At 37.0% G+C, this 26,491-nt stretch carries 16 protein-coding genes, 3 tRNA genes and 4 rRNA genes; 12 read left to right on the top strand and 11 right to left on the bottom strand.

The window, feature by feature from the left end; genetic code table 11:
* Positions 1-107 precede the first annotated feature (107 nt).
* The 12 genes from rrf (EG342_RS08315) (at position 108) to EG342_RS08365 (ending at position 14,874) form a co-directional block, all read left to right on the top strand.
* A 5S ribosomal RNA gene (rrf, locus tag EG342_RS08315) occupies positions 108-215 on the top strand.
* A 1,804-nt stretch (positions 216-2,019) separates the two neighbouring features.
* Positions 2,020-3,536 (top strand): 16S ribosomal RNA (locus tag EG342_RS08320).
* A gap of 197 nt (positions 3,537-3,733) precedes the next feature.
* Positions 3,734-3,807 (top strand) — tRNA-Ile (locus EG342_RS08325).
* An 81-nt stretch (positions 3,808-3,888) separates the two neighbouring features.
* Positions 3,889-3,962, top strand: a tRNA-Ala gene (locus tag EG342_RS08330).
* Positions 3,963-4,014: 52 nt separating this feature from the next.
* Positions 4,015-4,087: transfer RNA gene (locus EG342_RS25120), tRNA-OTHER, on the top strand.
* A 203-nt stretch (positions 4,088-4,290) separates the two neighbouring features.
* A 23S ribosomal RNA gene (locus EG342_RS08335) occupies positions 4,291-7,057 on the top strand.
* 142 nt (positions 7,058-7,199) lie between these two features.
* Positions 7,200-7,307, top strand: a 5S ribosomal RNA gene (gene rrf / locus EG342_RS08340).
* The 16S, 23S and 5S rRNA genes sit together here with 3 tRNA genes alongside, the layout of an rRNA operon.
* Before the next feature lie 1,199 nt (positions 7,308-8,506).
* Positions 8,507-9,673, top strand: coding sequence for a T9SS type A sorting domain-containing protein (locus EG342_RS08345; protein ID WP_103294311.1), 1,167 nt, complete (start codon positions 8,507-8,509; stop codon positions 9,671-9,673).
* A gap of 126 nt (positions 9,674-9,799) precedes the next feature.
* On the top strand, positions 9,800-12,451 hold the full coding sequence (locus tag EG342_RS08350; protein ID WP_103294312.1) for a 4-alpha-glucanotransferase: 2,652 nt from the start codon (positions 9,800-9,802) through the stop codon (positions 12,449-12,451).
* A gap of 139 nt (positions 12,452-12,590) precedes the next feature.
* On the top strand, positions 12,591-13,613 hold the full coding sequence (locus EG342_RS08355) for a hypothetical protein (protein WP_103294313.1): 1,023 nt from the start codon (positions 12,591-12,593) through the stop codon (positions 13,611-13,613).
* A 177-nt stretch (positions 13,614-13,790) separates the two neighbouring features.
* Positions 13,791-14,237 carry a hypothetical protein gene (locus tag EG342_RS08360; RefSeq protein WP_103294314.1) on the top strand — a complete coding sequence of 149 codons (447 nt, stop codon included), beginning with the start codon at positions 13,791-13,793 and terminating at the stop codon, positions 14,235-14,237.
* A 127-nt stretch (positions 14,238-14,364) separates the two neighbouring features.
* Positions 14,365-14,874 carry a ferritin gene (locus EG342_RS08365; protein ID WP_103294315.1) on the top strand — a complete coding sequence of 170 codons (510 nt, stop codon included), beginning with the start codon at positions 14,365-14,367 and terminating at the stop codon, positions 14,872-14,874.
* A 72-nt stretch (positions 14,875-14,946) separates the two neighbouring features.
* On the opposite strand, the gene EG342_RS08370 is transcribed toward EG342_RS08365, so the two are convergent.
* The 11 genes from EG342_RS08370 to EG342_RS08420 form a co-directional block, all read right to left on the bottom strand.
* Entirely contained in the window at positions 14,947-16,230 is a 1,284-nt protein-coding gene (locus EG342_RS08370; RefSeq protein ID WP_164465162.1) for an MFS transporter, read from the bottom strand.
* Positions 16,231-16,336: 106 nt separating this feature from the next.
* A complete protein-coding gene (locus tag EG342_RS08375; RefSeq protein WP_103294317.1) occupies positions 16,337-16,795 on the bottom strand; it encodes a hypothetical protein in 459 nt (152 codons plus the stop codon).
* Positions 16,795-17,250: a hypothetical protein gene (locus EG342_RS08380; RefSeq protein ID WP_103294318.1), complete on the bottom strand. Its 456-nt coding sequence runs from the start codon at positions 17,248-17,250 to the stop codon at positions 16,795-16,797. The genes EG342_RS08375 and EG342_RS08380 overlap by 1 nt, the downstream gene beginning before the upstream one ends.
* Positions 17,250-17,723, bottom strand: coding sequence for a hypothetical protein (locus EG342_RS08385; RefSeq protein WP_103294319.1), 474 nt, complete (start codon positions 17,721-17,723; stop codon positions 17,250-17,252). The genes EG342_RS08380 and EG342_RS08385 overlap by 1 nt, the downstream gene beginning before the upstream one ends.
* A 46-nt stretch (positions 17,724-17,769) precedes the next feature.
* Positions 17,770-18,693 carry a hypothetical protein gene (locus EG342_RS08390; protein ID WP_103294320.1) on the bottom strand — a complete coding sequence of 308 codons (924 nt, stop codon included), beginning with the start codon at positions 18,691-18,693 and terminating at the stop codon, positions 17,770-17,772.
* Between the two features lie 7 nt (positions 18,694-18,700).
* Positions 18,701-19,249 carry a hypothetical protein gene (locus tag EG342_RS08395; RefSeq protein WP_103294321.1) on the bottom strand — a complete coding sequence of 183 codons (549 nt, stop codon included), beginning with the start codon at positions 19,247-19,249 and terminating at the stop codon, positions 18,701-18,703.
* 48 nt (positions 19,250-19,297) lie between these two features.
* Positions 19,298-19,822 (bottom strand): hypothetical protein, encoded by a 525-nt coding sequence (locus tag EG342_RS08400; RefSeq protein WP_123868051.1) that lies wholly within the window; start codon positions 19,820-19,822, stop codon positions 19,298-19,300.
* Between the two features lie 10 nt (positions 19,823-19,832).
* On the bottom strand, positions 19,833-20,891 hold the full coding sequence (locus tag EG342_RS08405; protein WP_123868052.1) for a hypothetical protein: 1,059 nt from the start codon (positions 20,889-20,891) through the stop codon (positions 19,833-19,835).
* Positions 20,892-20,901: 10 nt separating this feature from the next.
* Complete coding sequence (locus EG342_RS08410) at positions 20,902-25,182, bottom strand: PAAR-like protein (protein ID WP_123868053.1); 4,281 nt, start codon at positions 25,180-25,182, stop codon at positions 20,902-20,904.
* 3 nt (positions 25,183-25,185) lie between these two features.
* Positions 25,186-25,989, bottom strand: a complete 804-nt coding sequence (locus EG342_RS08415) for a hypothetical protein (protein ID WP_103294324.1) — start codon at positions 25,987-25,989, stop codon at positions 25,186-25,188.
* A 43-nt stretch (positions 25,990-26,032) separates the two neighbouring features.
* Positions 26,033-26,488: a hypothetical protein gene (locus tag EG342_RS08420; RefSeq protein WP_103294325.1), complete on the bottom strand. Its 456-nt coding sequence runs from the start codon at positions 26,486-26,488 to the stop codon at positions 26,033-26,035.
* Positions 26,489-26,491: the final 3 nt, after the last annotated feature.

Consider the following 26,491-nt stretch of genomic DNA (forward strand, 5'->3'; position numbering starts at 1 on the left):
CTTTGTGAAAGTTTTTATCGATTAAAACGCAAAAGGCAAACAGCAAAAAGTGATTGGCAAACAAGCCAAGAGCCCTATGCAATAAGCCAGATGCTATATACAACCTTTAGGGTGGTTTTAGCGGTGGGGCTCACCTGTTCCCATTCCGAACACAGAAGTTAAGCCCACCAGCGCCGATGGTACTGCGAAAGCGGGAGAGTAGGCCGCCGCCAGTTTTTATTTTATTTTAAAAGTCTCATACAGTCATGTATGAGACTTTTTTTTGGTATATACCCCTAGGAATAGGTAATGAGCAATGAGTAATGAGTGATAAGTAATGTTGAATTACCATATACCACTGGGTTACTTTATTTTTAATCTTTCAATCCTCTATTTTGCAATTTCCATTTTCAACTTTCAATTTTAAATAATAATTAGGTTTTGGCTAAAGCCAATGGAAGGATTGATTATTTGTACAACGGGCTAAAGCCCGTTGCTATTGAATATCTACATTGTGAACCCATTATTACGTACAAACCAAACGTAAAAACATATTCAATTTATTAACATCACCGCTGTTTGTGAATTATCACCTCTTTTTGTCATCCTGTAAGGATCCAGACGGTTGAAAGGAGATATGCAGTATTATATTCTAATGAAAAAATAGAATAACGCTGTCTGGATCTCTGCGAGATGACAAAGATTGCGGATATGCGTATGGAAAAGGTTTCTAAGTTTTGGCTAAAGCCAATGGAAGGATTGATTATTTGTACAACGGGCTAAAGCCCGTTGCTATTGAATATCTACATTGTGAACCCATTATTACGTGCAAACCAAACGTAAAAACATATTTAATTTATTAACATCACTGCTACTTCCGAAGCATCACCTCTTTTTGTCATCCTGAAAGGATCTGGACGGTTGAAAGATTATGTACATTATATTTAAAATAATAGTATAACGCTGTCTGGATCTCTGCGAGATGACAAAGATTGCGGATATGCGTGTGGAAAAGGTTTCTAAGTTTTGGCTAAAGCCAATGGAAGGATTGATTATTTGTACAACGGGCTAAAGCCCGTCGCTATTGAATATCTACATTGTGAACCCATTATTACTTACCAATCAAACGTAAAAGCATATTCAATTTATTAACATCACTGCTGCTTCCGAAGCATCACCTCTTTTTGTCATCCTGAAAGGATCTATACAAGGCTATAATAGCATTCACAATCTTTTTATTTAAAATCTAAATCATTCTTACATTACCTTTCATCTATGCGAGATAATAAAGTCGAATAAACATTCGTTTGTTGAAAAGCTAAGCTGTGTTTGTTAGTATTAGTTTTGAATAGATATCTATGACTATTTTTTAACTGAGCTTACTTTTATATAAATGACTTCAATTAATTTTATTTAAAAATAGCTGTTATTTATGGAGTATAAGTGAATACTCATTATATACAAAGAATCATATCTTCTAATTGCTCATTGTTGATAAGTGTTGAAATGTTATTAAAATATGCATTATCAGGTTACTAGATGTCAAACTTTCCCACAATTGTATTATGTGGATTAATTTTATGTTAAATAAAGTTGCGTGGTATAGATGAAGTTTCTATCTTTGCCCCACTGAAAAACGAAAGATATTCAGTAAGCGCAGAAGGGCTTTTAGATAAGCAGAAACATTAAGATCTACGAAAGAAACGAAGCGAAAAAAAACTTTTACTTTTTAATAAAAAAGGTTGCGAGTTAAAATAAAGTTAGTATCTTTGCAGTCCCAATTAAGGGAGCGCAGGAGTAGAGGGATTGAGGGTTAGCGAAGGAATTAAGGTTACAAAATAAACTTTAAAATTTTCTTCAAAAACATTTGGTCATTAAGAAATAAAGTTTTACTTTTGCACTCGCAAATACGGAGTGCCACTGACAGAAGAGAGTGCTTCGTTGAAAAGCGAAAGACAAGAAGTTCATTGAAATATAATATAACAACCAAGTAAGGAAAAACTAAAGCGTTAAAAAACTTTGAGTGAGTCAGACAAACATACAATGGAGAGTTTGATCCTGGCTCAGGATGAACGCTAGCGGGAGGCCTAACACATGCAAGCCGAGCGGTAGAGATTCTTCGGAATCTTGAGAGCGGCGTACGGGTGCGGAACACGTGTGCAACCTGCCTTTATCTGGGGGATAGCCTTTCGAAAGGAAGATTAATACCCCATAATATATTGAATGGCATCATTTGATATTGAAAACTCCGGTGGATAGAGATGGGCACGCGCAAGATTAGATAGTTGGTGAGGTAACGGCTCACCAAGTCTACGATCTTTAGGGGGCCTGAGAGGGTGATCCCCCACACTGGTACTGAGACACGGACCAGACTCCTACGGGAGGCAGCAGTGAGGAATATTGGACAATGGGTGAGAGCCTGATCCAGCCATCCCGCGTGAAGGACGACGGCCTTATGGGTTGTAAACTTCTTTTGTATAGGGATAAACCTACTCTCGTGAGAGTAGCTGAAGGTACTATACGAATAAGCACCGGCTAACTCCGTGCCAGCAGCCGCGGTAATACGGAGGGTGCAAGCGTTATCCGGATTTATTGGGTTTAAAGGGTCCGTAGGCGGATCTGTAAGTCAGTGGTGAAATCTCACAGCTTAACTGTGAAACTGCCATTGATACTGCAGGTCTTGAGTGTTGTTGAAGTAGCTGGAATAAGTAGTGTAGCGGTGAAATGCATAGATATTACTTAGAACACCAATTGCGAAGGCAGGTTACTAAGCAACAACTGACGCTGATGGACGAAAGCGTGGGGAGCGAACAGGATTAGATACCCTGGTAGTCCACGCCGTAAACGATGCTAACTCGTTTTTGGGCTTTCGGGTTCAGAGACTAAGCGAAAGTGATAAGTTAGCCACCTGGGGAGTACGTTCGCAAGAATGAAACTCAAAGGAATTGACGGGGGCCCGCACAAGCGGTGGATTATGTGGTTTAATTCGATGATACGCGAGGAACCTTACCAAGGCTTAAATGGGAAATGACAGGTTTAGAAATAGACTTTTCTTCGGACATTTTTCAAGGTGCTGCATGGTTGTCGTCAGCTCGTGCCGTGAGGTGTTAGGTTAAGTCCTGCAACGAGCGCAACCCCTGTCACTAGTTGCCATCATTAAGTTGGGGACTCTAGTGAGACTGCCTACGCAAGTAGAGAGGAAGGTGGGGATGACGTCAAATCATCACGGCCCTTACGCCTTGGGCCACACACGTAATACAATGGCCAGTACAGAGGGCAGCTACACAGCGATGTGATGCAAATCTCGAAAGCTGGTCTCAGTTCGGATTGGAGTCTGCAACTCGACTCTATGAAGCTGGAATCGCTAGTAATCGCGCATCAGCCATGGCGCGGTGAATACGTTCCCGGGCCTTGTACACACCGCCCGTCAAGCCATGGAAGTCTGGGGTACCTGAAGTCGGTGACCGTAATAGGAGCTGCCTAGGGTAAAACAGGTAACTAGGGCTAAGTCGTAACAAGGTAGCCGTACCGGAAGGTGCGGCTGGAACATCTCATTTTAGAGCGTCTTTTAGACGATAAACAAAATTAGTATCTTAGGATACAAGTACTTACTTAAAGTAAAGCTTTAGTTTTTTGTTTGGTTGATTATATAAAAAAATACAACACCCACTAGAAATTAGTATTAGGGAAAGAGATTGAGCAATGCAGAGGAAGAAGGAATTACTTATTACTCATCATTCATTACTCATAACAAAGTCTCGTAGCTCAGCTGGTTAGAGCGCTACACTGATAATGTAGAGGTCGGCAGTTCGAGCCTGCCCGAGACTACTAATTAAGGCGAATAGCAAATAGCTACTGGCTACTGGCATAAAGCCAATAGCAAGAAGCCAAAAGCTAGAAGCACCTAGAGGGGAATTAGCTCAGCTGGCTAGAGCGCCTGCCTTGCACGCAGGAGGTCAAGGGTTCGACTCCCTTATTCTCCACATAGTTACAGTAATGTAACAAGAATAGAAGATATTTATAAAATAAAACACAGGATTTTAGCCGATAGGGGCTAGAGCGTCCCGATTCATCGGGAAGGTCAAGGGTTCGACTCCCTTATTCTCCACAGTTTTGAAAGCTTAATTTAAAAGTTACGGATAGAGCCAAAAACAATATCTGTTCATTAAGCTGACAAGAAGACATTAAGATCATTGACATTAACGGTAAAGACATCACAAAGAGATAACCGAGCACTTTCGAGTGCCGAGTTTATAAAAATATCGATAAATTAAATTTTATCAAAAAATACTGAACTAATTTAATATTAGGAAAGAAATCGTTAAGGGCGTATGGCGGATGCCTAGGCTTTCAGAGGCGACGAAGGACGTGGTAAGCTGCGAAAAGCTGCGGGGATTGGCACACACGAATTGATCCGCAGATGTCCGAATGGGGCAACCCGGCATGTTGAAGACATGTCACTCTAAATTTATTTAGAGAGCAAACCCGGAGAACTGAAACATCTAAGTACCCGGAGGAAAAGAAATCGAAGAGATTCCGTAAGTAGTGGCGAGCGAAAGCGGATTAGCCCAAAAGCTGATATATGTTTAATAGAATGTTCTGGAAAGAACGGCCGTAGAGGGTGATAGCCCCGTATATGAAAGGCATATTTGAGTGATAAATGAGTAGGGCGGGACACGTGAAATCCTGTCTGAATATGGGGGGACCATCCTCCAAGGCTAAATACTCCTGAAAGACCGATAGTGAACAAGTACTGTGAAGGAAAGGTGAAAAGCACTTCGAATAGAAGGGTGAAATAGAACCTGAAACCGTACGCCTACAAGCGGTCGGAGCACCTATATGGTGTGACGGCGTGCCTTTTGCATAATGAGCCTACGAGTTAATTTTACTAGCGAGGTTAAGGTATTAAGTACCGGAGCCGGAGCGAAAGCGAGTCTGAATAGGGCGTATAGTTAGTAGGATTAGACGCGAAACCTTGTGATCTACCCATGGGCAGGTTGAAGCTCTGGTAACACAGAGTGGAGGACCGAACCGGTTGACGTTGAAAAGTCTTCGGATGACCTGTGGGTAGGGGTGAAAGGCCAATCAAACTGGGAGATAGCTCGTACTCTCCGAAATGCATTTAGGTGCAGCGTCGTATATAAGTTTATTAGAGGTAGAGCTACTGATTGGATGCGGGGGAGTCAAATCCTACCAATTCCTGACAAACTCCGAATGCTAATAAATGTTCTACGGCAGTGAGGGCATGGGTGCTAAGGTCCATGTCCGAGAGGGAAAGAACCCAGACCAACAGCTAAGGTCCCCAAATATATGTTAAGTTGAAGCAACGCGGTTGGACTGCATTGACAGCTAGGATGTTGGCTTGGAAGCAGCCATTCATTTAAAGAGTGCGTAACAGCTCACTAGTCGAGCGGTCCGGCATGGATAATAATCGGGCATAAACATATTACCGAAGCTATGGATTTGTATCTTAGGGATACATCTGGTAGGAGAGCATTCTATTTGCGCCGAAGCAGTACTGTGAGGTATTGTGGAGCGGATAGAAAAGAAAATGTAGGCATAAGTAACGATAAAGGGGGCGAGAAACCCCCTCACCGAAAGACTAAGGTTTCCTCAGCCATGCTAATCAGCTGAGGGTTAGTCGGGACCTAACGCGAACCCGAAAGGGGTAGTGGATGGACAATGGGTTAATATTCCCATACTTGCTCACACTAAAAAGGGGACGGAGTGCCGTACTTACTGGAGACTGACGGAATAGTCAAGGCCTAGCCTTCGGGCGAAGCTGCTGTAGGGAAAGTGCTTCCAAGAAAAGCCGAAGTGAAGCAACCCGTACCAAAACCGACACAGGTAGTCGAGGAGAGAATCCTAAGGTGCTAGAGTGAATCATGGTTAAGGAACTAGGCAAAATAGTCTCGTAACTTCGGGAGAAGAGACGCCATCAGCAATGGTGGCCGCAGTAAAGAGGCCCAGGCGACTGTTTATCAAAAACACAGGACTCTGCAAAATCGAAAGATGCAGTATAGGGTCTGACACCTGCCCGGTGCTGGAAGGTTAAGGAAGGTGCTTAGGGTTAAACCGAAGGCATTAACTGAAGCCCCAGTAAACGGCGGCCGTAACTATAACGGTCCTAAGGTAGCGAAATTCCTTGTCGGGTAAGTTCCGACCTGCACGAATGGTGTAACGATCTGGGCACTGTCTCAACCATGAGCTCTGTGAAATTGTAGTCTCGGTGAAGATGCCGAGTACCCGCAATGGGACGAAAAGACCCTGTGAACCTTTACTATAACTTCGTATTGACTTTGAGTAAGTAATGTGTAGGATAGGTGGGAGGCTGTGAAGCGGGCACGCTAGTGTTTGTGGAGCCAACGTTGAAATACCACCCTTTACTTACTTGGAGCCTAACTTCCTTTGGGAAGGACATTGCGTGGTGGGTAGTTTGACTGGGGTGGTCGCCTCCAAAAGAGTAACGGAGGCTTTCAAAGGTACCCTCAGCACGCTTGGTAACCGTGCGTAGAGTGTAATGGCATAAGGGTGCTTGACTGTGAGACCTACAAGTCGATCAGGTGCGAAAGCAGGACATAGTGATCCGGTGGTTCCGTATGGAAGGGCCATCGCTCATAGGATAAAAGGTACTCCGGGGATAACAGGCTAGTCTCCCCCAAGAGCTCACATCGACGGGGAGGTTCGGCACCTCGATGTCGGCTCGTCACATCCTGGGGCTGGAGAAGGTCCCAAGGGTTGGGCTGTTCGCCCATTAAAGTGGCACGCGAGCTGGGTTCAGAACGTCGTGAGACAGTTCGGTCTCTATCTATTGCGGGCGTTAGATGTTTGAGAGGGCTTGATTCTAGTACGAGAGGACCGAATTGAACAAACCTCTGGTGTATCAGTTGTACCGCCAGGTGCACTGCTGAGTAGCTACGTTTGGAAGAGATAAGCACTGAAGGCATATAAGTGCGAAACTCGCCTCAAGATGAGACATCTTTTAAGGGTCGTGGGAGATGACCACGTTGATAGGCTATAGGTGTAAAGACAGTAATGTCATAGCCGAGTAGTACTAATTACCCGTAGATTTATAGCCTGATATGGTACTGCGAAAGTGCAGCAAGGTTAGCTCTTTGTGAAAGTTTTTATCGATTAAAACGCAAAAGGCAAACAGCAAAAAGTGATTGGCAAACAAGCCAAGAGCCCTATGCAATAAGCCAGATGCTATATACAACCTTTAGGGTGGTTTTAGCGGTGGGGCTCACCTGTTCCCATTCCGAACACAGAAGTTAAGCCCACCAGCGCCGATGGTACTGCGAAAGCGGGAGAGTAGGCCGCCGCCAGTTTTTATTTTATTTTAAAAGTCTCATACAGTCATGTATGAGACTTTTTTTTGGTATATACCCCTAGGAATAGGTAATGAGCAATGAGTAATGAGTGATAAGTAATGTTGAATTACCATATACCACTGGGTTACTTTATTTTCAATCTTTCAATCCCCAACCTTTTTTCTACTCCCTTCAACTTTCAATTCTTCATTTTCAATAATATAAGTTATGATAAGATTAGGGTGACTTCAATAATTTGTTATCCTCATTATTATTCCCTGATATGCACCTGTTTTGTCATCCTGAAAGGATCTGGACGGTTGAAAAGAGATATGCAGCATTATATTCTAATTAAATAATTGAATAATGCTGCCTGGATCTCTGCGAGATGACAAAGATTGCGGATATTCGTGTAGAAATGTTTTATTGGTTTTGGCTAAAGCCGATGGAAGGATTGATTATTTGTACAACGGGCTAAAGCCCGTCGCTATTGAATATCTACATTGTGAACCCATTATTACTTACCAATCAGACGTAAAAGCATATTCAATTTATTAACATCACCGCTGTTTGTGAATTATCACCTCTTTTTGTCATCCTGAAAGGATCTGGACAGTTGAAAGGTTATAGATATTGTATTCTAATTAAAGAATAGAATAACGCTGTCTGGATCTCTACGAGATGACAAAGATTGCGGATATGCGTATGAAAAAGGTTTCTAAATTTTGGCTAAAGCCGATGGAAGGATTGATTATTTGTACAACGGGCTAAAGCCCGTCGCTATTGATGATGATAACTTATACAGAACCGCAGAATTATGGTAATGCTATTCAGATTTCTATGAGATGGCAAAGATTGTATACGTACCTGTTGATTGTTGAGCCATGATTGCTCATTACTTATTACCCATTACTCATCAAATAGCCCTGATAGCAACGGATACCCCGCAGCAAGCGTTGGATCCGTGGACCAGGTTCAGGATGGCAGCGATGGCGCGAGGAGTATGAGTGGATAGCAGGATAAAGCTCCTGAAAAGTTATTAACGATATTTTATACCCAATCACTTATTTTTGTTTCTTTTATTATTATCAAAATATCAAGATGTATTTTAATTTGATATGAACTTTATCTGAATATGGATTATTTTTTATTTATTTACTATATAAATTTGTAACTTAGTCATATTGAAAAGATTACAAATCCAAAATATATTGATTATGAAAAAACATTTATTCCCTCTCTTTTTGTTGTTGGTTGGTATTCATGCTCAGGCACAACAAGATTTTTTTGCGATTACAGGAAAAGATACACAAAGTATTAATTTCAATGATTTTAGAGCACTGGATGTTGCGAATGGCAGGTCTGGGGAAAGTATTTTTTCAGCTGATTCTCCGGCACGGGTATTTTCACAGAGCAGAAAAGGTGTTGTAACTGAAGACAGAAATTCATACAATAATTCTCAAGCCGTTACTATGGCTGCACTTGCTTATGATCCATCGAATAATAATCTTGTGTATATGCCGATGTTTTCTTCTAATATTTATGTTTTAAATCCTCAGACCAAAGAGATGAGTTTGGTTGAAAACAATGTAGTTAGAGTGACATCTTGTGACATCAACTCTCATATTACAAGGATGACTGCCGGGTCTAATGGAAGTATTTATGCAATGAATAATTCCGGAACCCAATTTGTGGAAATAAATAATAAAGGTGGACAATATACAGTTAATGATTTAGGGATTGTCAAGGATGATGTGTCTAATGGTAAAAATTCTTTTACTACGATCGAAACCGGCTTTGGAGGAGACATGATTGCTGATTCGGATAATAATTTTTATGTTTTCGCGGCTTCCGGAAATGTTTTTAAAGTTTTGACTAAAGAATTAAAGGCAAAGTTCGTGGGTAAAATTGCTGGAATTCCGGATAATTATTCTGTGAATGGTTCTGCTGTAAATGCTCAGGGAAAGGTTGTGATAGCCAGTGCAAAAGGTGCTCCTATGTATGAAGTAGATGTATTGACTTTACAGGCAAAGAAGCTTCCTGGAGAACAAAATTTACATATATATGATCTGGCAAGTAAATATTTCGTCAATAATAAAACTACCTCTGTTAATGCATTGACGAATCTTGATATTTATCCAACGAAGGTAGATGAGCATTATATCAATGTTCATGGTAATGATAGAAGTTTGAAGGGGAATGTGAAACTGACTGTTTTTGATATGTCCGGGAAGAACGTTTTAAGTCAGAACTTATCTGTGAAGGATAGTTCTTTGGATCAAAAGGTTTATTTAAAAGGTTTGCTTAGTGGCGCTTACATTATAAGCCTTGCAGATGAATCAGGAAAAGCATTGTTGAACAAAAAGATTCTTGTCACGAAGTAAAAAATACGTATCACTTAAATAAAATAAGACCTTTTCAAAATATTTGAGAAGGTTTTTTAATGATTATTTGATATTTAATAAGTTTTGTTTTTCGGGATTAAAATGTAATTTTATAAAAAAATATAGATGAAGCTATACTTTAATGTAGAATATATTGTAAAAGCTGGAGAGAACCTGGAGCTGGTTATTGGAGAGGAAGGATCTGCAGTTCATGTTCATACGATGTTTTGTGCGGAGAATGGATTATGGAAATGTGAGGTTGATTATTTTTCAAAATCTATTTCCTATCTGTACAGGGTAGTAGATGATAAAAAAAATGTTGTAAGGGAGGAATTTGTTCTGCATTATCTAAATTTTCCACATAATTATAAGGAGTTTATTATTTTTGATGAATGGAATAATAAAAATTTCCCTGAGAATTATTTAAACAATAAAATTCTTTATAATAAGTTACATGGCTTCATTCCTGAAAAATCGACGGTTTTAAAAAAGCATACTCATTTATTCAGAATAGAAGCACCGATTTATAATCCTGACTGGAGAATTGTATTGTTTGGTAGTACTCCTTCTTTAGGAGGTTGGAGCTATGATAAAGCCATTCATTTATTTCAGACTGATTTTGGGATTTGGGAGGCTTCCGTTGAAATTCCTGAAAATGAAATTATACAATTTAAATATTGTATTTATGATACCAGAGAAAATAGAGTTATTGATGTTGAGACCGGTGAAAACAGATTTACGGTTGCTAATCCGGTAGCGGATGTTTTGCAGATTGTTTCGAATCATTATTTTAGATTTAAAGGGTACCAGATGTATCATGATGCCGGAGTCGCAGTTCCCGTATTTTCTTTGAGAAGTGAAGACGGATTTGGCGTGGGAGAGTTTGCCGATCTCAAAAAACTGGCAGAATGGGCAAAGGAAACAAACCTTGGAATTATTCAAATATTACCGATCAATGATACGACTGCCAATTATTCTTGGACGGATTCATATCCGTATGCTGCAGTATCGGTTTATGCGCTGCATCCTCAATATATTTCATTGGAAAGGCTTGATTTTTCTTTACCGAAAGAATTAGTTAACGAGTATCGTGTTGAAAAAGAGGACTTAAATGCTCTTGCTTTGATTGATTATGAGAAAATGATTGCCGGTAAATGGAGATATTTAAAGGCGACTTTCAATGCAGAGAAAGAAAGTATTTACAAAGACAGAGGCTTCAAAAAATTTATAAAAGATAACGAAAGTTGGCTGGTTCCTTACTCCGCATTTTGTGTATTAAGGGATAAATATAAGACTCCTAATTTTAACGACTGGAAAACGCATAAGAAATATATTGCAGGAAAAATTTCCCAGTTATTTACCACGAAAAGTAAAGATTATGATAGCTGTATGGTTCATGCGTGGGTACAGTATGAGCTTCATAAACAATTAAAGGAAGCTGTAGATTATACTCATAGTCTTGGGGTTTCTTTAAAGGGTGATTTACCCATCGGTATTTACAGATATTCTGTGGAAGCCTGGACGGAGCCTGAATTATTTGGAATGGATTTTCAGGCAGGAGCACCGCCGGATCAATTTACCGAGCTTGGGCAAAACTGGGAGTTTCCAACATATAATTGGGAAGCAATGAAAGCTGATGATTATAAATGGTGGAAAAATAGATTCAAAGCATTGGAACAATATTTTGATGCGATGCGAATTGATCATATATTAGGTTTTTTCAGAATCTGGAGGATGCCCATTTCTGCGGTACAGGGAATATTAGGCTATTTTTATCCTGCTGTTCCTATCGTATTGGATGAGTTTAAAGCTTTGCAGATTCCGTTTACCTTTGAAAGATATTGTAAACCTTTTATCAATAACCAGATTTTATCGGATATGTTTGGTGCCGATCGTGGAAAAGTTCTTGAGTTTATTGATACTAATCAGGATGGGACTTATTCATTTAAAGAAGAATTCGATACCCAGCGAAAACTGGTAGACTTTTTTAAGAAAAATCCACGTGGTTCTATTGAAGAGCAGTTGATCTCGCTTTGTGCCAATGTTTTATTTTTAACGGAAGAAAGAAAGGGTGAAACGGGGTATCATCCGAGATTTAATGTATACAATACAGAATCTTTTAACTATCTGTCAGAATCGGAGCAGAAAAGCATTTATGAGCTGTATCACGACTATTTCTTCAGAAGACAGGATCATCTGTGGCTTGAAAAAGCGATGGAGAAACTTCCGGTCATCCTTAATGCTACCAAAATGCTGATCTGTGGGGAAGATCTGGGGATGGTTCCGGCTTGCGTACCTGTTGCAATGGACGAACTGGCCATTATTGCTCTGAAAGTTCAGCGTATGCCGTCTGAGAATATTCCGTTTTATAATCCAAGGAATGCTTCTTACATGAATGTGATCACAGCATCTTCTCATGACAGTTCTACGTTGAGACAATGGTGGAAAGAAGATCCTGCGCTTACACAAAGATATTTTAATCAACAGCTCATCCAGTATGGAAAAGCTCCTCAGGAATTAACCCCTTATCTGGCAGAAATAATTATGAAGCAGCATCTTTATAATGAGGCTATGCTGGCGATTTTTCCAATTCAGGAATTCATGGCTACAGATGCTGAACTGACGAATAAGAATATTGATGATGAAAGAATTAATAATCCAGCTGTTTTTCCACATTATTGGCGCTACAGAATGCATATAAGACTTGAAGATTTAAAGGAAAAACAATCTTTTAATGAAAAAATTGCTTATTGGGTAAAGGATAGTAGGAGAATGTGAATTTTGCTATTGATTATCAAATAGTTATAATAATTTTAAAAGAAGTTGAATCTAATGATTTAACTTCTTTTTTTTATTTGAATCAAAAAGATAGAATTAGGATATTCTGCTATATATTAACCAATTAACGACTATTGAGATGAAAAAAATATTTTTGGGATTAGCTTTTGGGTTAGGCGTTTTGACGTCAGCTCAGCAGTATCCGAATAATGGCTGGGGAGATGATGGTTATTATCAGAATGACGGAGGCTATTACGGCGATCAAAATGACAGTAATAATTTCCCTGATGACTATTATTACAATTATCCTCAGGATTATTATCCAAGTGATTATTATCAGAACTATTATAACGATTATAGAAACAGTATTGTTAACATCAACTGGAATGGCTTTTTTACTCAGAACAGATTAAGCCCTTGGCAGATTGACCAGATTGTAAGATTGAATAACTTATATGCTAGTTTTTCTACCTGGGATAACTTTTACAGATATAATCCGGACAGATGGTATTATGACAGATTCTATGCATTGGAAAGAATTTTAGGACCAAGAGTTTTTGTAGTTTTCCGAAATGATTATTATCGTGGAATGAGCCCGGTTGTTTATTTCCAGAATTACAGAAGAACGTACTATGTTCCGAGATATGCGGTGATGCCAAGATACAGAAATGTTAATATTAATATTTACAGAGTAGACCGGTCAAGGTTCCGTAGAATGGATAATCCTAGTTTTGATATTATCAGAAGAGATAACAGAGGTAATAACGGATTTCGCGGACCCGTACGGGATGGTAGTAATAATTCCGGAGGTTTCAGAAATGATAATGTAGGAACCAGAAATAATAACTCCGGAGGTTTCAGAGATAATTCCAATACAAATAACGGAGGCTTTAAAGGAAACTCCAACCATAATGGTGGTTTCAGAGACAACTCGAATAATGGAGGATTTAAGGGAAATGCTGAAAACAACAACGGAGGTTTCCGAAGTGGCGGCGGATTCCGAGGAAATAATGAAGTAAGAAGGGAAGCTCCGAAAAGAGAAAATAGCGGTGGCTTCAGAGGAAATGACGGCGGCTCCAGACAAAGGTCTGAAAGTTCGGCTCCAAGACAAGAGAATCGAGGGAATAGTGGAGGATTTCGAGGGAACTTAGTAAGAAATTAATTTTCATATATTATATTTAAGTGGTGTGAAGGACAGGTTTTTATAATCTGTCCTTTTTTATATTTATTTTTGATTTATTTTAGTTAAAATTTAACATTATTTATGAATGTGTTAATTTAACTTACGTTTTAATTGTTAATCAAAAAGGTATATAACAATTAATTAAATTTTAAAAAGATGAAAAAATTAGTTTTAGCAATAGCATTTATCGGTATGGGAAGTTTTGCAATGGCACAACAGACAACACCACAGGACAGAGAAGCAAGAAGAGCTGAAATGCAACAAAAGATGCAACAGAAAGAGCAGGAACACTTGGCACAGATGCAAAAGGATCTTAATCTTAACCAGTCTCAGGTTGCTCAGGTAAAAGCGCTTCAGGAAAAAAGAAAATCTGAAATGAAAGCCGAATTTGAAAAGCATAAAATGGACAGACAGGCTAAGATGGAAGAAATGAAGGTCAAAAGAGCACAAATGGATACAGATATGAAACAAATTCTTACTCCTCAGCAATATGATAAATGGCAGGCTGACAGAAAGGCTAAAATGGAGGAAAGAAAGGTGGCGATGAAAGACAGAAAGATGATGAAAAAGCCGATGAATACAGGAGCTGTTGAAACAAAATAATGGTTCGTAATTTCAATTTTTGAATGTTAGAAGGATGGATGTTTTTCCATCCTTTTTGTATTAAATTTCTGTAAAACTTTTGATTTCGGGCATATATTCCTTATTTTTGACTATAAATTTAATACTTATGGTTAGCGAAAAAATTGCAAAATTAATTAATGAACAAATAGCTCACGAACAATATGCCGCTCAATATTATCTTTCAATGTCTGCCTGGTTTTCAGGAAAAGATCTTGATGGAATTGCCAACTACTTCAGAGTACAAAGCAAAGAAGAATTGATGCATGCGGATAAAATGTTTGATTATTTGAATGATGTAGGTGGAGAAATCATCATCGGGGAAATTGCAAAGCCGCCACATGAGTTCGAAAATGCAACGGATATTTTCGAGAAAGCATTGGCACATGAGAAAATTGTAACTAAAAGTATTTTCAATATTGTAAAGAATGCTAACGAAGAGGGAGATTTTGCAACGACATCTTTTCTACAATGGTTCATCAACGAACAGGTGGAAGAGGAAGCAAGTGCTTCTCAGTATGTGACAAAGATTAAAATGGTGTGCGATAACCCATCTGCATTGTACCTTTTTGATCAGGAATTATCACAAAGAGTGTTTACCCCCACTACAACTGCTTAAGGTTAAAAATCTTTCAGAAAAATATAAAACCGCTATTCATTGGAATAGCGGTTTTTTTGTCGATAGAAATTTCTATTTCTTATTTTTTATCATTGTGCGAAATCCCAGATATACTCCCAGTATAGCAAGAAATAAAACATAAAACAGTATTCCCTGAGGATAATCTTTTGCCATGAGAATGATAATCATGGGTGTGATCCCTCCAAAAATGGCCTGACCTAAATTGTATGAGAATGAAATACCGGAAATCCGTACAGAAGCCGGAAATCTGTGGATCATGATATAAGGAATACATCCCAGAACCCCACCGGCAAACAGCCCTGTTGTGGCATATAGTATTGATAATCCTTCGGGTTCCATGTGGATGAGCTTTTGTAAAAAGAACCAACTGCAGATCCCAAAGCAGGTACTCCATAGCATAAGCATCCTGCCTGCTCCTTTTTTATCACACATTATTCCTCCCAAAACAGCTCCAAGACTAATGGTGATCAATGTGTAACTTTGCATGGTAATGGCTTCTTTCCTTGGGATATTAAAAAAATCACTCATTAGGTTGGGAATCATCAGAGTAAGAAGGATAGAACACCCTGTAAAAATCCAGGTGAGCAGGATTGAAAAACTGATATCCGGAAGGTGAGATTGAAATATCTTTTGCAATGGTATTTTTTCGCTTAGGGTTTTCTTCTCTTTCATTTCAATGAAAACAGGAGTTTCTTTAAGGTACCTTCGGAGAAAAATGGTGACAATACCAAATAGTCCACCCAAAATGAAAGGATACCTCCAGGCTCCGTTAGAAATTTCTTCTGCCGAAAAGGAGGTGTTGATATAAAGAGTGATGGCAGAACCCAATAATACTCCCATAGAAAGACTGGCCGTAATCATGGAATCTGCTAATCCGACGCGATTCCTTGGGACGTGTTCGGCCACAAAAACCCATGCCGCCGGAATTTCTCCGCCTATAGCAAATCCTTGTAAAATCCGGACAACAAGAAGAAGGATTGGGGCCAGATAACCGATTTGTTGATAAGTGGGTAAAAACCCTATAGCCAATGTTGGAAATACCATCAGAACAATGGACAAGAAAAACATTCTTTTCCTGCCAAAAAGATCACCGAAATGGGCCATTACCATTCCTCCGATTGGTCTTACAAAAAAGCCTACGGCAAATGTCCCGTAAGTATTCATTGATGCCCAGAAAGAATCTAAGGTGGGCGGAAAGAAATGATCTCCTATAATTTTGGCGAAGAAAATAAATACCACAAAATCATAAAACTCCAGCATCCCTCCAAAAGAAGACAGAATTAAGGTTCTGATATCATGTTTGTTTAATTGCCTCGGTCGGGTAAAAGTGGGCATCTCCATAGTAATTTGCGATCTCTATATTTTAATCTAAGATATACAAAATATGAAAAATGATCGGTTTGTTTTGAATGTTAATATGATTGATATTGAAAACATCCTCTTACTTCTTTTCAATTTTTACTTTTAATAGCTCAATCCACTCATTAAAGGTAGCCTCTCCACCTAAGCCTTGTATATAATACTTATTATTTTCATGCTTGATTTTGAATTTGGCAGTTTTTGATTGACAGCTTTCTTCATTGCCTGCATAAAACAATTCCAAAATACCGTTGTTTTCAACAGCTTTATAATTTCCGTTACATCTTATAGGTTCGTGATAAGTTGTAGTGGTGAGTACCGCCGTATCGTTTTTTATGATGAAATGGTACGTGATACTTCCGGTACCTGAAGTCGTTTCATCTGTTTCTACAGTTGAAGAAAACTCACCCTGAAATTTAGAATCAGATGGTTTGATACTTTCAGTAGAGGAATCATTACTTGTGTATTTCTTATTTTCATCATGCGTTTTACAGCTGGCTAGAAATAAGAACAATAAGGCGATTAGAATGTTTAGTTTCATTATTTAATTTTATTTATTGAATAATTATCATTCGGAGGATTTAATAAGTAAATAGTATTTCCTGCTAAATAAAATTCATTGCCAGTTTTATTAATAATATACTCTAGTGAAGAATCCGATTTGGATTTTATGATTAGCTTATTCTTAGTGTAAGAATCTACATATAATCCTTTAACTTCTTTTTTCGTTTTGTTAATTTGCTCGGTAATTAAAATAGTTTTTTCATCCACTATGTTAATTGAATAGTTGAACGTAAAATCATCTTCTATTCTTGATATCTCAAAGTTTGCATTATATCTTCCTTGCCATTCTGAAAACTCACCCTGAAATTTAGAATCAGATGGTCTGACACTTTCAGTAGGAGAGTCATTGGTCGTGTATTTCTTATTTTCATCATGCGTTTTACAGCTGAGTAAGAATAAAGACAATAGGGCGATTACAATGTTTAGTTTCATTATTTAATTTTATTCAAAGGCATTTCATTGTTTCCGGGATTGATAAAGTAGATGGGATTTCCAGAAATATAAAAGTCATCATCAGATTTTTCAATATAAATTGTACCCATGTCATCTTTAAATGAAGCATTATAAATAATCTTTATTTTATCTTTATTAATTATTTCAGCTTTAATATTAGAATAGTTTTCTTGATCTCCATCATCATCAATATGGATTGAAATATTATCCAATGATTTTATTACAACATTAAAAGCTGTTTTTGCCTCATCTCTGTTTGAGGTCTCAAAATGGTAAGTTCCTTGCCATTCACTTTCATTGATCTTTTGGGAACTCTGCGTATTTTCAATAGGAGATGTCTTTTTTGAATCAACTTGATTTAAATTTTCCTTACTTGAAGCTTTAGTTTCCCGTCTTTGGCATGAAACTAAAACTAAAAATGTTACAATTATTACAGATAATTTATTTTTCATAATTCAATCACCTTTGACACTGAATTTTTTTTTTGATCCGATAAAACTATTTTTTCTTTAAGAAAAGGCCATTGTTAGAAATACTATATTCTTGTGTATTTTTTAATACATTATTATTATCAACTCTATCAAATTTTTTCAAAACAATAGAGTAATTTTTACCGATTGAAAATGTTGTTATCTCTCTTTTGTTAGATTCAGGATATCCATTGTCTGCATAGCTTACCTTTAACGAGTCAATTGTTTTTCCCTTACTATCCATAGTAAATAATGTATAAAATACATCATCAGTATTATCATTTTTAGCTAAGATGATATTGAAACTACCATATTTTTCCAAGGATAATCTACTGTTGTAATTGGCAAGAGAATTGGTGTTTTCCCATTCAAATTTATCCAGACCTTCTTGCTGGATAGGAAGAGATACCTGTTTGGTATGATTGTTAAGTTTGAGAATAATAGCATCATCAAAATTATTTAAACTAATAGTTCCAAAATCTTTAGGAGTATAAATCTGATGTTGCTCTTCTATTCCTTCTGAAGTTTGCTTAGTTTTAAGGATATCTATTTTTTCTAAGAAAACTTCATTCGATTTGAATAGGAATGTATAGACCTTATCTTCAAGCATAAGATTAAATCCATTATCATTAGCTTTTAAATCGATATAAGGATCCCCGGATTGATTACCACATTGAGAACAGGCAATAATTTTGTCATTGGAACCTATTATTTTATAGGTGTTTCGATCATTAAGTTCCACAGCAATTGTTCTGTTACCTAATGGTTTCTTTTCAAAAACAATTACTTTATCTGGTTTACCATCTTTATTGATGTCAACAATTAGGGAATCAACAACTTTATCTTGTTTTTCAGTTGTAGTTTGATCTTTTACTTCCTTGGGTTTTCCACATGAAATAAGAAGAATCTGACTTGCAAGGACGGCTAGGATTATCTTTTTTAGCTTTTTCATTTCAAAATTAAAGCTTTATAATTTTCCCCTTCTGATCAATTTTAAACTTTTCAAATGCAGTAGCATCTTCTGTATTTCCTTTATACTTTTCAACGGTGAAGTCAGGAAATATTTTAAAAGTAATAGGGCTTTCGTCACCAATGGAACCTATTTCTTTATAATCAATAATTTTATTATTTTGAGTTGTAATTAAAATAAAATAATCTGAATCCCCTCTGGACATATCAACAACTAAATATTGAAAATGATCGTTAGAAAGGATGACAAAACTTTTATATGTTTCTCCATCATAGTGCTTGCTTTTTAAGAAGTCTATCAAACTTGAACTTACTTCATAGGAAGGGTATTTTGATTCGGAATAGTCATCTTTAAAATATTGGTAAAAACTGAATGGAAGACTTATTTTAGCAGGATCCTTTTCAAAAAGTAAAGTGCTATTTTTGCTTTGTATTTTTTCGAAACCTATTTTTAGTTGCTCTTTTGATTGATCCTTCTGGCAAGAAGAGCATATAGCAAATAATGAAAATAAAACCAGGGTAATTTTTAGTTGAAGCATAATCTGTGTTTTTAGTAAAAAGGAATTTCTAAGTTTTAGTCATCCATTTTAATTCTCATTACTTTTTTTTACAATTTTAAATCCATTAGTTTCAGGTTTAGTGATTATGTCAGAATCTATCCATTCAGACTGAACATAAAAACTTCCGTTGTCTTCTATTAAAACAAACTCAGGGTCCATATTTTTTCCAAGAGTATAGCCATCAAGATTCTTTTTATGTTTTAATATTAATCTATTTCCTTTTTCTGTTGCCGTTAACTCATCTTTAAATCCAATTTGATAACCACTACCTGAAGCAGTAATATTTTCACCATTGATATTGATCTCTAAATCCCACCCTGCATTCATCCCTCCAATTTCTCCATAATCAAATCGAACTTTATAAATACCATACCATTTTTTATCAATTCCTTTTTGTAGTATACTCGGAGTTCTTTCTGTTAAAGCAGAAGAATCTGTAATACTATTTTTATCAAAGAATTCACCATTGTTAGGAGGAATGGTTGTTTTGGTATCCTTACATGAAAGAAATAGGGATAGCAATAAGGATAATATGTATATACGCCTTTTCAAGATTAGTTTTTTAAGGTGGACCAAACTTATCAAATTCAGAAGCATAGGAAATCATTTCCTTTAAGTATGGTAAATTGTAATAGCTTTCTTTTTTTAATTGGTTTTGGAGCTTTATCCATAATGTTTCCGGGTAAACGAGATAGCAAAAACTTAAAATATTTCCCCACATTCCATTGTGCCAATTATCTGGAGATTCTTTCCAAAACTTCTTATGTAGCGGATCTGTAGTATTGGAAGCAAAAGCTATTATTTTGATAAGTTCTTCTTCTGTCCAAGGGCTATTTTTATCATCATAGAATTTAATAATTTCGTGAGTTACATATTTTTCCAATGCTAAAGTATATTGATTTTGTTGAGCTGTTGTGTTTTTTTGGATATAGCTTAGGATCTCTGTGTTAATTTGGAGTTTATTGTTTCTATCTTTTGTGAAAATTAAATGATTGGTAACTTCTTCCGGATTAGACTTGTTTTTCTCCATTATCTCACTTATAGAGATATTAGAAGTGTTATCTGAGTTAATACTCTTATCAATATTAAATTTTAGGTCCGTAATACTATTTCCAAAAGAAATTATAAGTTCATTCTTATTTTTATTTATTCTTATATTCTCTAATATACTCGACTCTTCATTAATTATAACTTCTTTTTTTCCTAAGTATTTTATACTAGTATTGTCATAAAAATAAGTATAAAATAAATGCCCATTTTCTAAAAAAGTATCAAATATTATTACTTTATTATTTTGGGGGCTTCCATATAAGTACATCTGATAACCTAACTCTCCCGAATTTTCAATATTCGCTTTAAAAACTATGTCCTTAATAGTAATACTTATCGTTTTTTCAAGAAAAGAAATTGCAACTTTATCTTTTTCACTAATGCATTTTTTTGCACTATAATCATCTCCACTGCACTTTAATATTATTTGTTTAAACTCAATATTCTTTTCTAAACTATCTAAAGCATTATCTTTAGAAGCAATTGGGTCCCTATTAACAGAATGATTCTCTTTACACGAAATTGTAATAAAGAAAAAAAGTAATACAATTAAATTTAATATGTTCTTCATTTTTGGTAATCTATTTTCCTGCTGTTTTGTCTTGAATTTTTCTCTCTTCAGTTGATAACTGTGTCTCATTTTTATAATTAATATAATAGGCTGGGTTATATCTTTCTGAGTAGCCTGATGGATTTTGTTTGCTTCTGATTTCAAAATGCAAATGTGGTCCTTTGGTTCCAGTAGCACCCGTATCACCAGTTTTACCTAGTACTTTTGTTTTATAATTATCAACTGTAATTTCTTCATGTAATTTTAATTTTGAATCTAACTCGCTTAAATGTGCATACATTAAATATACTTCTTCACTATCATTAATTCCTTCATATTCATCAAATTCACCAAACCCTAGAATATCATACTCATCTTTATTGTAAGTTCTTTTAGATTTTATATAATAAGGTGTATAGTTTCTCCTTTGCTTTCTAACGGTATCCAGATATTTTGGATCAACTTTTAAAATTAACCCATTACCATATCCTGTACCTGGAGATAAACTAACTACTTTTCCCGGTAGGCATGCATATACTGGCGTCCCTATTACTGCAAATAGATCTAGGCCATGATGTGGTCTTTTACCATTATCTTTCCCAGGCAAGTCAGTTCTTACTCTACCAAATGCAGATCTCCAAGGCCTTTTTTTTCCACCTTGCGTATAAATGGTAATTTGAGGATTATCCAACGGATTTCTCCAGATAGTATTTTTATCGTCAGGTGATTCTTGTACAGGTTTTACCTTAGGACATTTATCAACTTCAAAGACTATTTTAGTTTTTTGATAGTGCTCTTTTCTTTCTTTTCTAGAATTTGTATATCTATTAATTATATTCACAATTAAATCGACAACATCATTGTCAGACATTTTACCGGTAGAATCAGCAGCTGAATACATATTATCTTTAAGCCAGTCTGCCAGTCCAGTTAGAGCCGCTTCTAAAGGAGTCATATGTCCAGCATCTCTACTGATAGCCTTAGAAGAACTATCATATCTCTTTAAGATATCTACTCCTGAATCAGATGCATAAGTTTTTATTTGCTCTTGGATTTCTCCATAGTTACTTCTTCCGGTTATTTGTAATAAGCCTCTTCCCCTAAAATTCCAACCATCATTTCCTGTATTCTTAAACGATTTTCCCGTTTTATATTGTGGGCCATATGCAAAATTTGCTAATATAATTTGATTTGACTCTGGAATAGGAGCTCCATTTTTTGTTTGACGGGCATATCTTGCTGCAATTCTTTGCCCTTCATCTGTTCTAAATGCTTTCAAATCTGTATTTGGATCTAGTAATACATCTTTAAAATAGTTGAATGTTTCACCTTGTAATCCTGGCACTAATGAATGTCCTGCTTCTTGGATAGATTGTGCAAAGAAATGAGCTTTCCGTGCACAGGTATCAAGTTTGAAAACTTTCTTATATTTATTTAGTGTTGCAGCAAGTTGTTCCAAAATTTTTGAGTCTTTAGCATTAGTATATATTTGTTGTAGTTGTGCAACTGTTATTTGGGCTTCACATCTAGGACAATTATTTTCATTTTTTCCATTTAGTGGTTGATCCCCCACTTTCACCGCACCTTTATTTTCCACAATCTTAACCAACGTACTCCCTTTCTTTAGTTTAGCGGTTGCCATAGAGAAATCTCCATCGGCATCATATAAAACTTTTCCGTCTGTATTCTTTTCTTTTACGATGCCGTATACGGTCAATAAATTTACTTTATTTTTTATATTATTCCATACGATTCTTTGTTTGATGACTCCGTTTTGGTCTGCTTTGATGTTGGTTTGGTGTAATAGTAACGGATCTCTGCCTACTACTGAATCCCTGATTTCGAGATATAAGTTTTCAGTGGGAGAAATTCCCCGTGACTGAGAATAGAAAAAGCTTACCTCATCATAATCTACTACCGTATGTTTTTCACTGCCGTCTTCACTTCCTAATTTGGCATTAAAAATTTCTTTTTTGTTCTGAACATCGAGCTTGTATGTTTTGGGAAATACCTGTCCTTCACCTGTTGCTACTAATTCCGGAGCGGAGATTTTTGCATAGATTAATCCCTTGTCTCCGGCTTTACCTTTCATGGCAGCATCCAATGTTACCGGAATTAATCCTCCGTCATAAGCATTGATGGTAATTGTTTTTACAGGGTCGTCCTGTACCGTATCACTATCCCAGAGTACGATGGTTATTTTTTCATTTTCGAGTCCTTTCTGGTCAAGCCTGATATTGACTTTTTGTCCCCAGCCTGCTTTTTCCAATTTATTTCCGCTGCTGTCCGTAAACTGAAGGTCATTAATTGCAGGCTGTACTACCGTTATGGTTTGTGTAGAGCCTTTACCTTTTATTTTGCTGGTAATCGTTAAAGTTCCCTGTTTTTTAGGGGTGAACGTGATCGCCTTTCCGGTAACGGCATTTGAAAACCCTTGCCAAGACACTATTTCATTGGGAAGGAGATCCTGAAATATCATTTTATCAACGGTGGCAGTAAGAGGTTTGCCGACTTTGGGTGTACCACTCACCGTAAAACTAATCACATCATTTTCTTTCACCTCAAAATGCCAGTCATCATCTTCTTTTTTTGCATTTTTTCCGGTAGCATTGGCCACCATGCTGTAAGCTTCTACCACATGTTTTCCGGGTGTCATCAATCGCGAACCGGGTACAGAGATACTTTTCCCGTTTCCGATAAGAACGCCGTCCAGATTCCATTTGATTTCTGAAGATTCACCTGGAGTAAGAGCATAAGGCGAATTATCATCTCCGAATTTATATTTCATTTTCGAAACACTGAAAGACATTGAAGTTCCTGGTCTTACGACTTCTGCACCATGGCTGATGCCTAAAACCGCATTGCCTTCGGTTTCTCCGGAGATCTTTTTTTCTATCACTTCACCCTGTTCATTGGCATATCGTGCTACAATGGAGTATTTTGCTTTTGTATTTTTGGGCGTAAAAGTAATTGTGTCACCATTGGTTTGAACCCCTTCGGAAATGGTATTTTCGCTGGCATCCAGCACAGACATGGTAAGTCTTGATTTTTCTTCTTCCGTAAGATCAGGAATGAAAAATTTTGCCTTAAAAACAGAAGGAACCCCTTTTCTGAATTTTCTGTTTTTGGATGGATCAATACGGGCCGTAAAGTCAGCTGAGGTTGGCTCAATGTCGAGCAGTGTATTTTCTACCACCTCTACATCAATCGAACATGAAGGATCACATTTGTCGTATTTTCCTTTTTCAAATTCCTGGTTTTTGGGTTTACCATAGCCTTCAACCCTGAACTTACCCAGTCCTTCAAAACTTTGTGAGAATTCTGTTCCGATCTGTTCTCTTAAAAAGATTCTGTTTTCCTTTTTGCCCTGATGATCGCTGTATACCATCCATGAGGTCAATTGTTTGTTACCGCTTTTCAGATTGGCTTTAAAAGAAGCTTCTTCATCTTTACGCAGATAAATCACACTACTTTTAGTTTTTGAATCTATTTCTTTAAAGGTCTGTCTGTTTTCAACCTGAGTCAGTACGATGGAAGTCACTGAAGGATATTCTTCCTTTTTCTTGGGCTGGTCTATTGCAGGATTTACCATGGCCAGTTCTGCCGGGTTGGTATTGTCTGCATGGGCATTGCTCACAGAATCGGTTTGGCCGTGTTGAGAGATAGTGATTATTCCGCCTACAGTACATTTTAATTGAGAAATTTCTGTGAGCGTATTTTTTCCCATGACCTGAGTACTATCATAAGTGTTATCCCATTTTGGAGCGGGAGTTAAAACACAGGGAAGATAACCTCCTGCTGAAGGCTTCAATTTACATTTTACAAAAGTTTCAGCCGGGGGAATGAATGTTTTGTCATCTTCTGTAGCAGCCAGTTTACCCTGTTGGTCATTCAAGATAATAATAGAGTGAGAGGTGACCTGTAAAACAGCTTCCTTGTTTTGCGGAAAAGATTGGTCACAGATACATTTAGCACCATGTACTATAAAGTATTTACCGTCGTGATCACTTTTGGAAGCTTGTTCGTTTTTCTTCTTTTCTTCTTCTTTTTTTTTTTCCTCTTCCTGTTTTTGTTCTGCGGTCTTTTGCTCCTGAGCAGGATCCGGAGGTGGAGTTTCACCATTGATTCCGTACACCTCATCAGGAGGTGGAGTCATCAGTGAAAAACCTGTATAGGGAGTATTGCCGACTTTCGTTTCAGAGTTGGCATTATGGTAGTCTTTCAATTTTGTCCAGTCTTTGATACCCAGCTTTTGTGCGATATCCTGCAGCGTTTCTCCGCTTTGAACTGTATATGGGATGGGTGCTGACATATTTTATTTTGTTTCGATGGTGATAGTCTGTTGGTAATAAAATTTATCTTCTGCTTCTATGCAAACGTTGGTTTCAGCGTTTTCTATCCGGCCGGTTTTTCCGGTATACGTGATTTTATTTTGAAAATCGGCATAGAGTGGGAGAGTCTCCTCGTCAAATTTGACGTAATAATCATGCTTATGAATGTATCTGATAATATCATTCATTATATCCTGGGCATTGTCAATTTTCGGTTCAAAGGACAATGTGTTTTTATCTTTCTGGTATTGGGTTTCTCCCTTCCATTCACTCATTCCGAAAGGAAGAACTTTCCACATGGTGCCGTATTTTCTTTTCGGGTTGAATTTCTGCAAGCTATAATCTAACATTCTCATAAAATGAAGTTGTTGGATGAACTGAGAAAGCTTTTCATCGGTTTGAGTTGCGGTAAAGAATTGATTCTGAATATGATCTATTCCATCGCCGTTATAAATATCATGAATCTCAACATCCACTTGTTGAATACGTTTTCTGATCTCCTCCATATTTTCAATGGAGAGGCTGTATGTATTGATCTTGCAGGTCAGAGGAAAAAGAGCCTCCATATAAGCGTTTGATATTTCAAGAAACCTGGTATCTATTTTCTGGTTATTGACCTTCAAGTTAGTTCTGTTGATGAGTATTTCATCACTACCTTTTTTGCCAGGTTCTACATACAGCGTGTACGAGAGCTGTGCTTCATGCTGCTCCTTGCCAATCTTTACGGTACATTTATCCTGTACAGCATAGGTAGAAGTGGGAAATATGTCTGAAACTGGGGAAGTCATGCTTAATTGTGTTTTTTTGTTATTTCTTGTCGAGGACTTACAATCAGTATATGTTTAATATGTCGTAATAAGGAACGGCTATTTTTTTATCCTTAATCATATATTCGCCCAGGCTGCAGCCAAGCAAATTTTTACCTCCGTAATAGGGTGTGTTTTTAAAATTATATAATTTGAAGTTCAGATTGTCCGGTAGCTTTATCTCCAGCGTATCCGTGGTTTGTAATCCCGTAATGTTTTTAATTTTTAATTGTGAATCCTGTTGATTAAGTTTATGGGACAGCAGGATGTGCTGACCTTTTTTAATATGGAAAACCTGAGCCTTATCAAGGTTAATATTTTTATATTTATCGATAAATTTAAGAGTTAATGAATCATATTTGAATTCAATATTTTTGTTTTGGGCACATTGTTCCTGGTCCTGGATTTTTTGTTTTTTTTCGTCTACGCATGAGGTAAACAAAGAGAATATGCCAATGAGGGTTAATATGATATTTTTCATTGT

The organism is Chryseobacterium lactis (assembly GCF_003815875.1).
In the GTDB taxonomy this organism is placed as follows: domain Bacteria; phylum Bacteroidota; class Bacteroidia; order Flavobacteriales; family Weeksellaceae; genus Chryseobacterium; species Chryseobacterium lactis.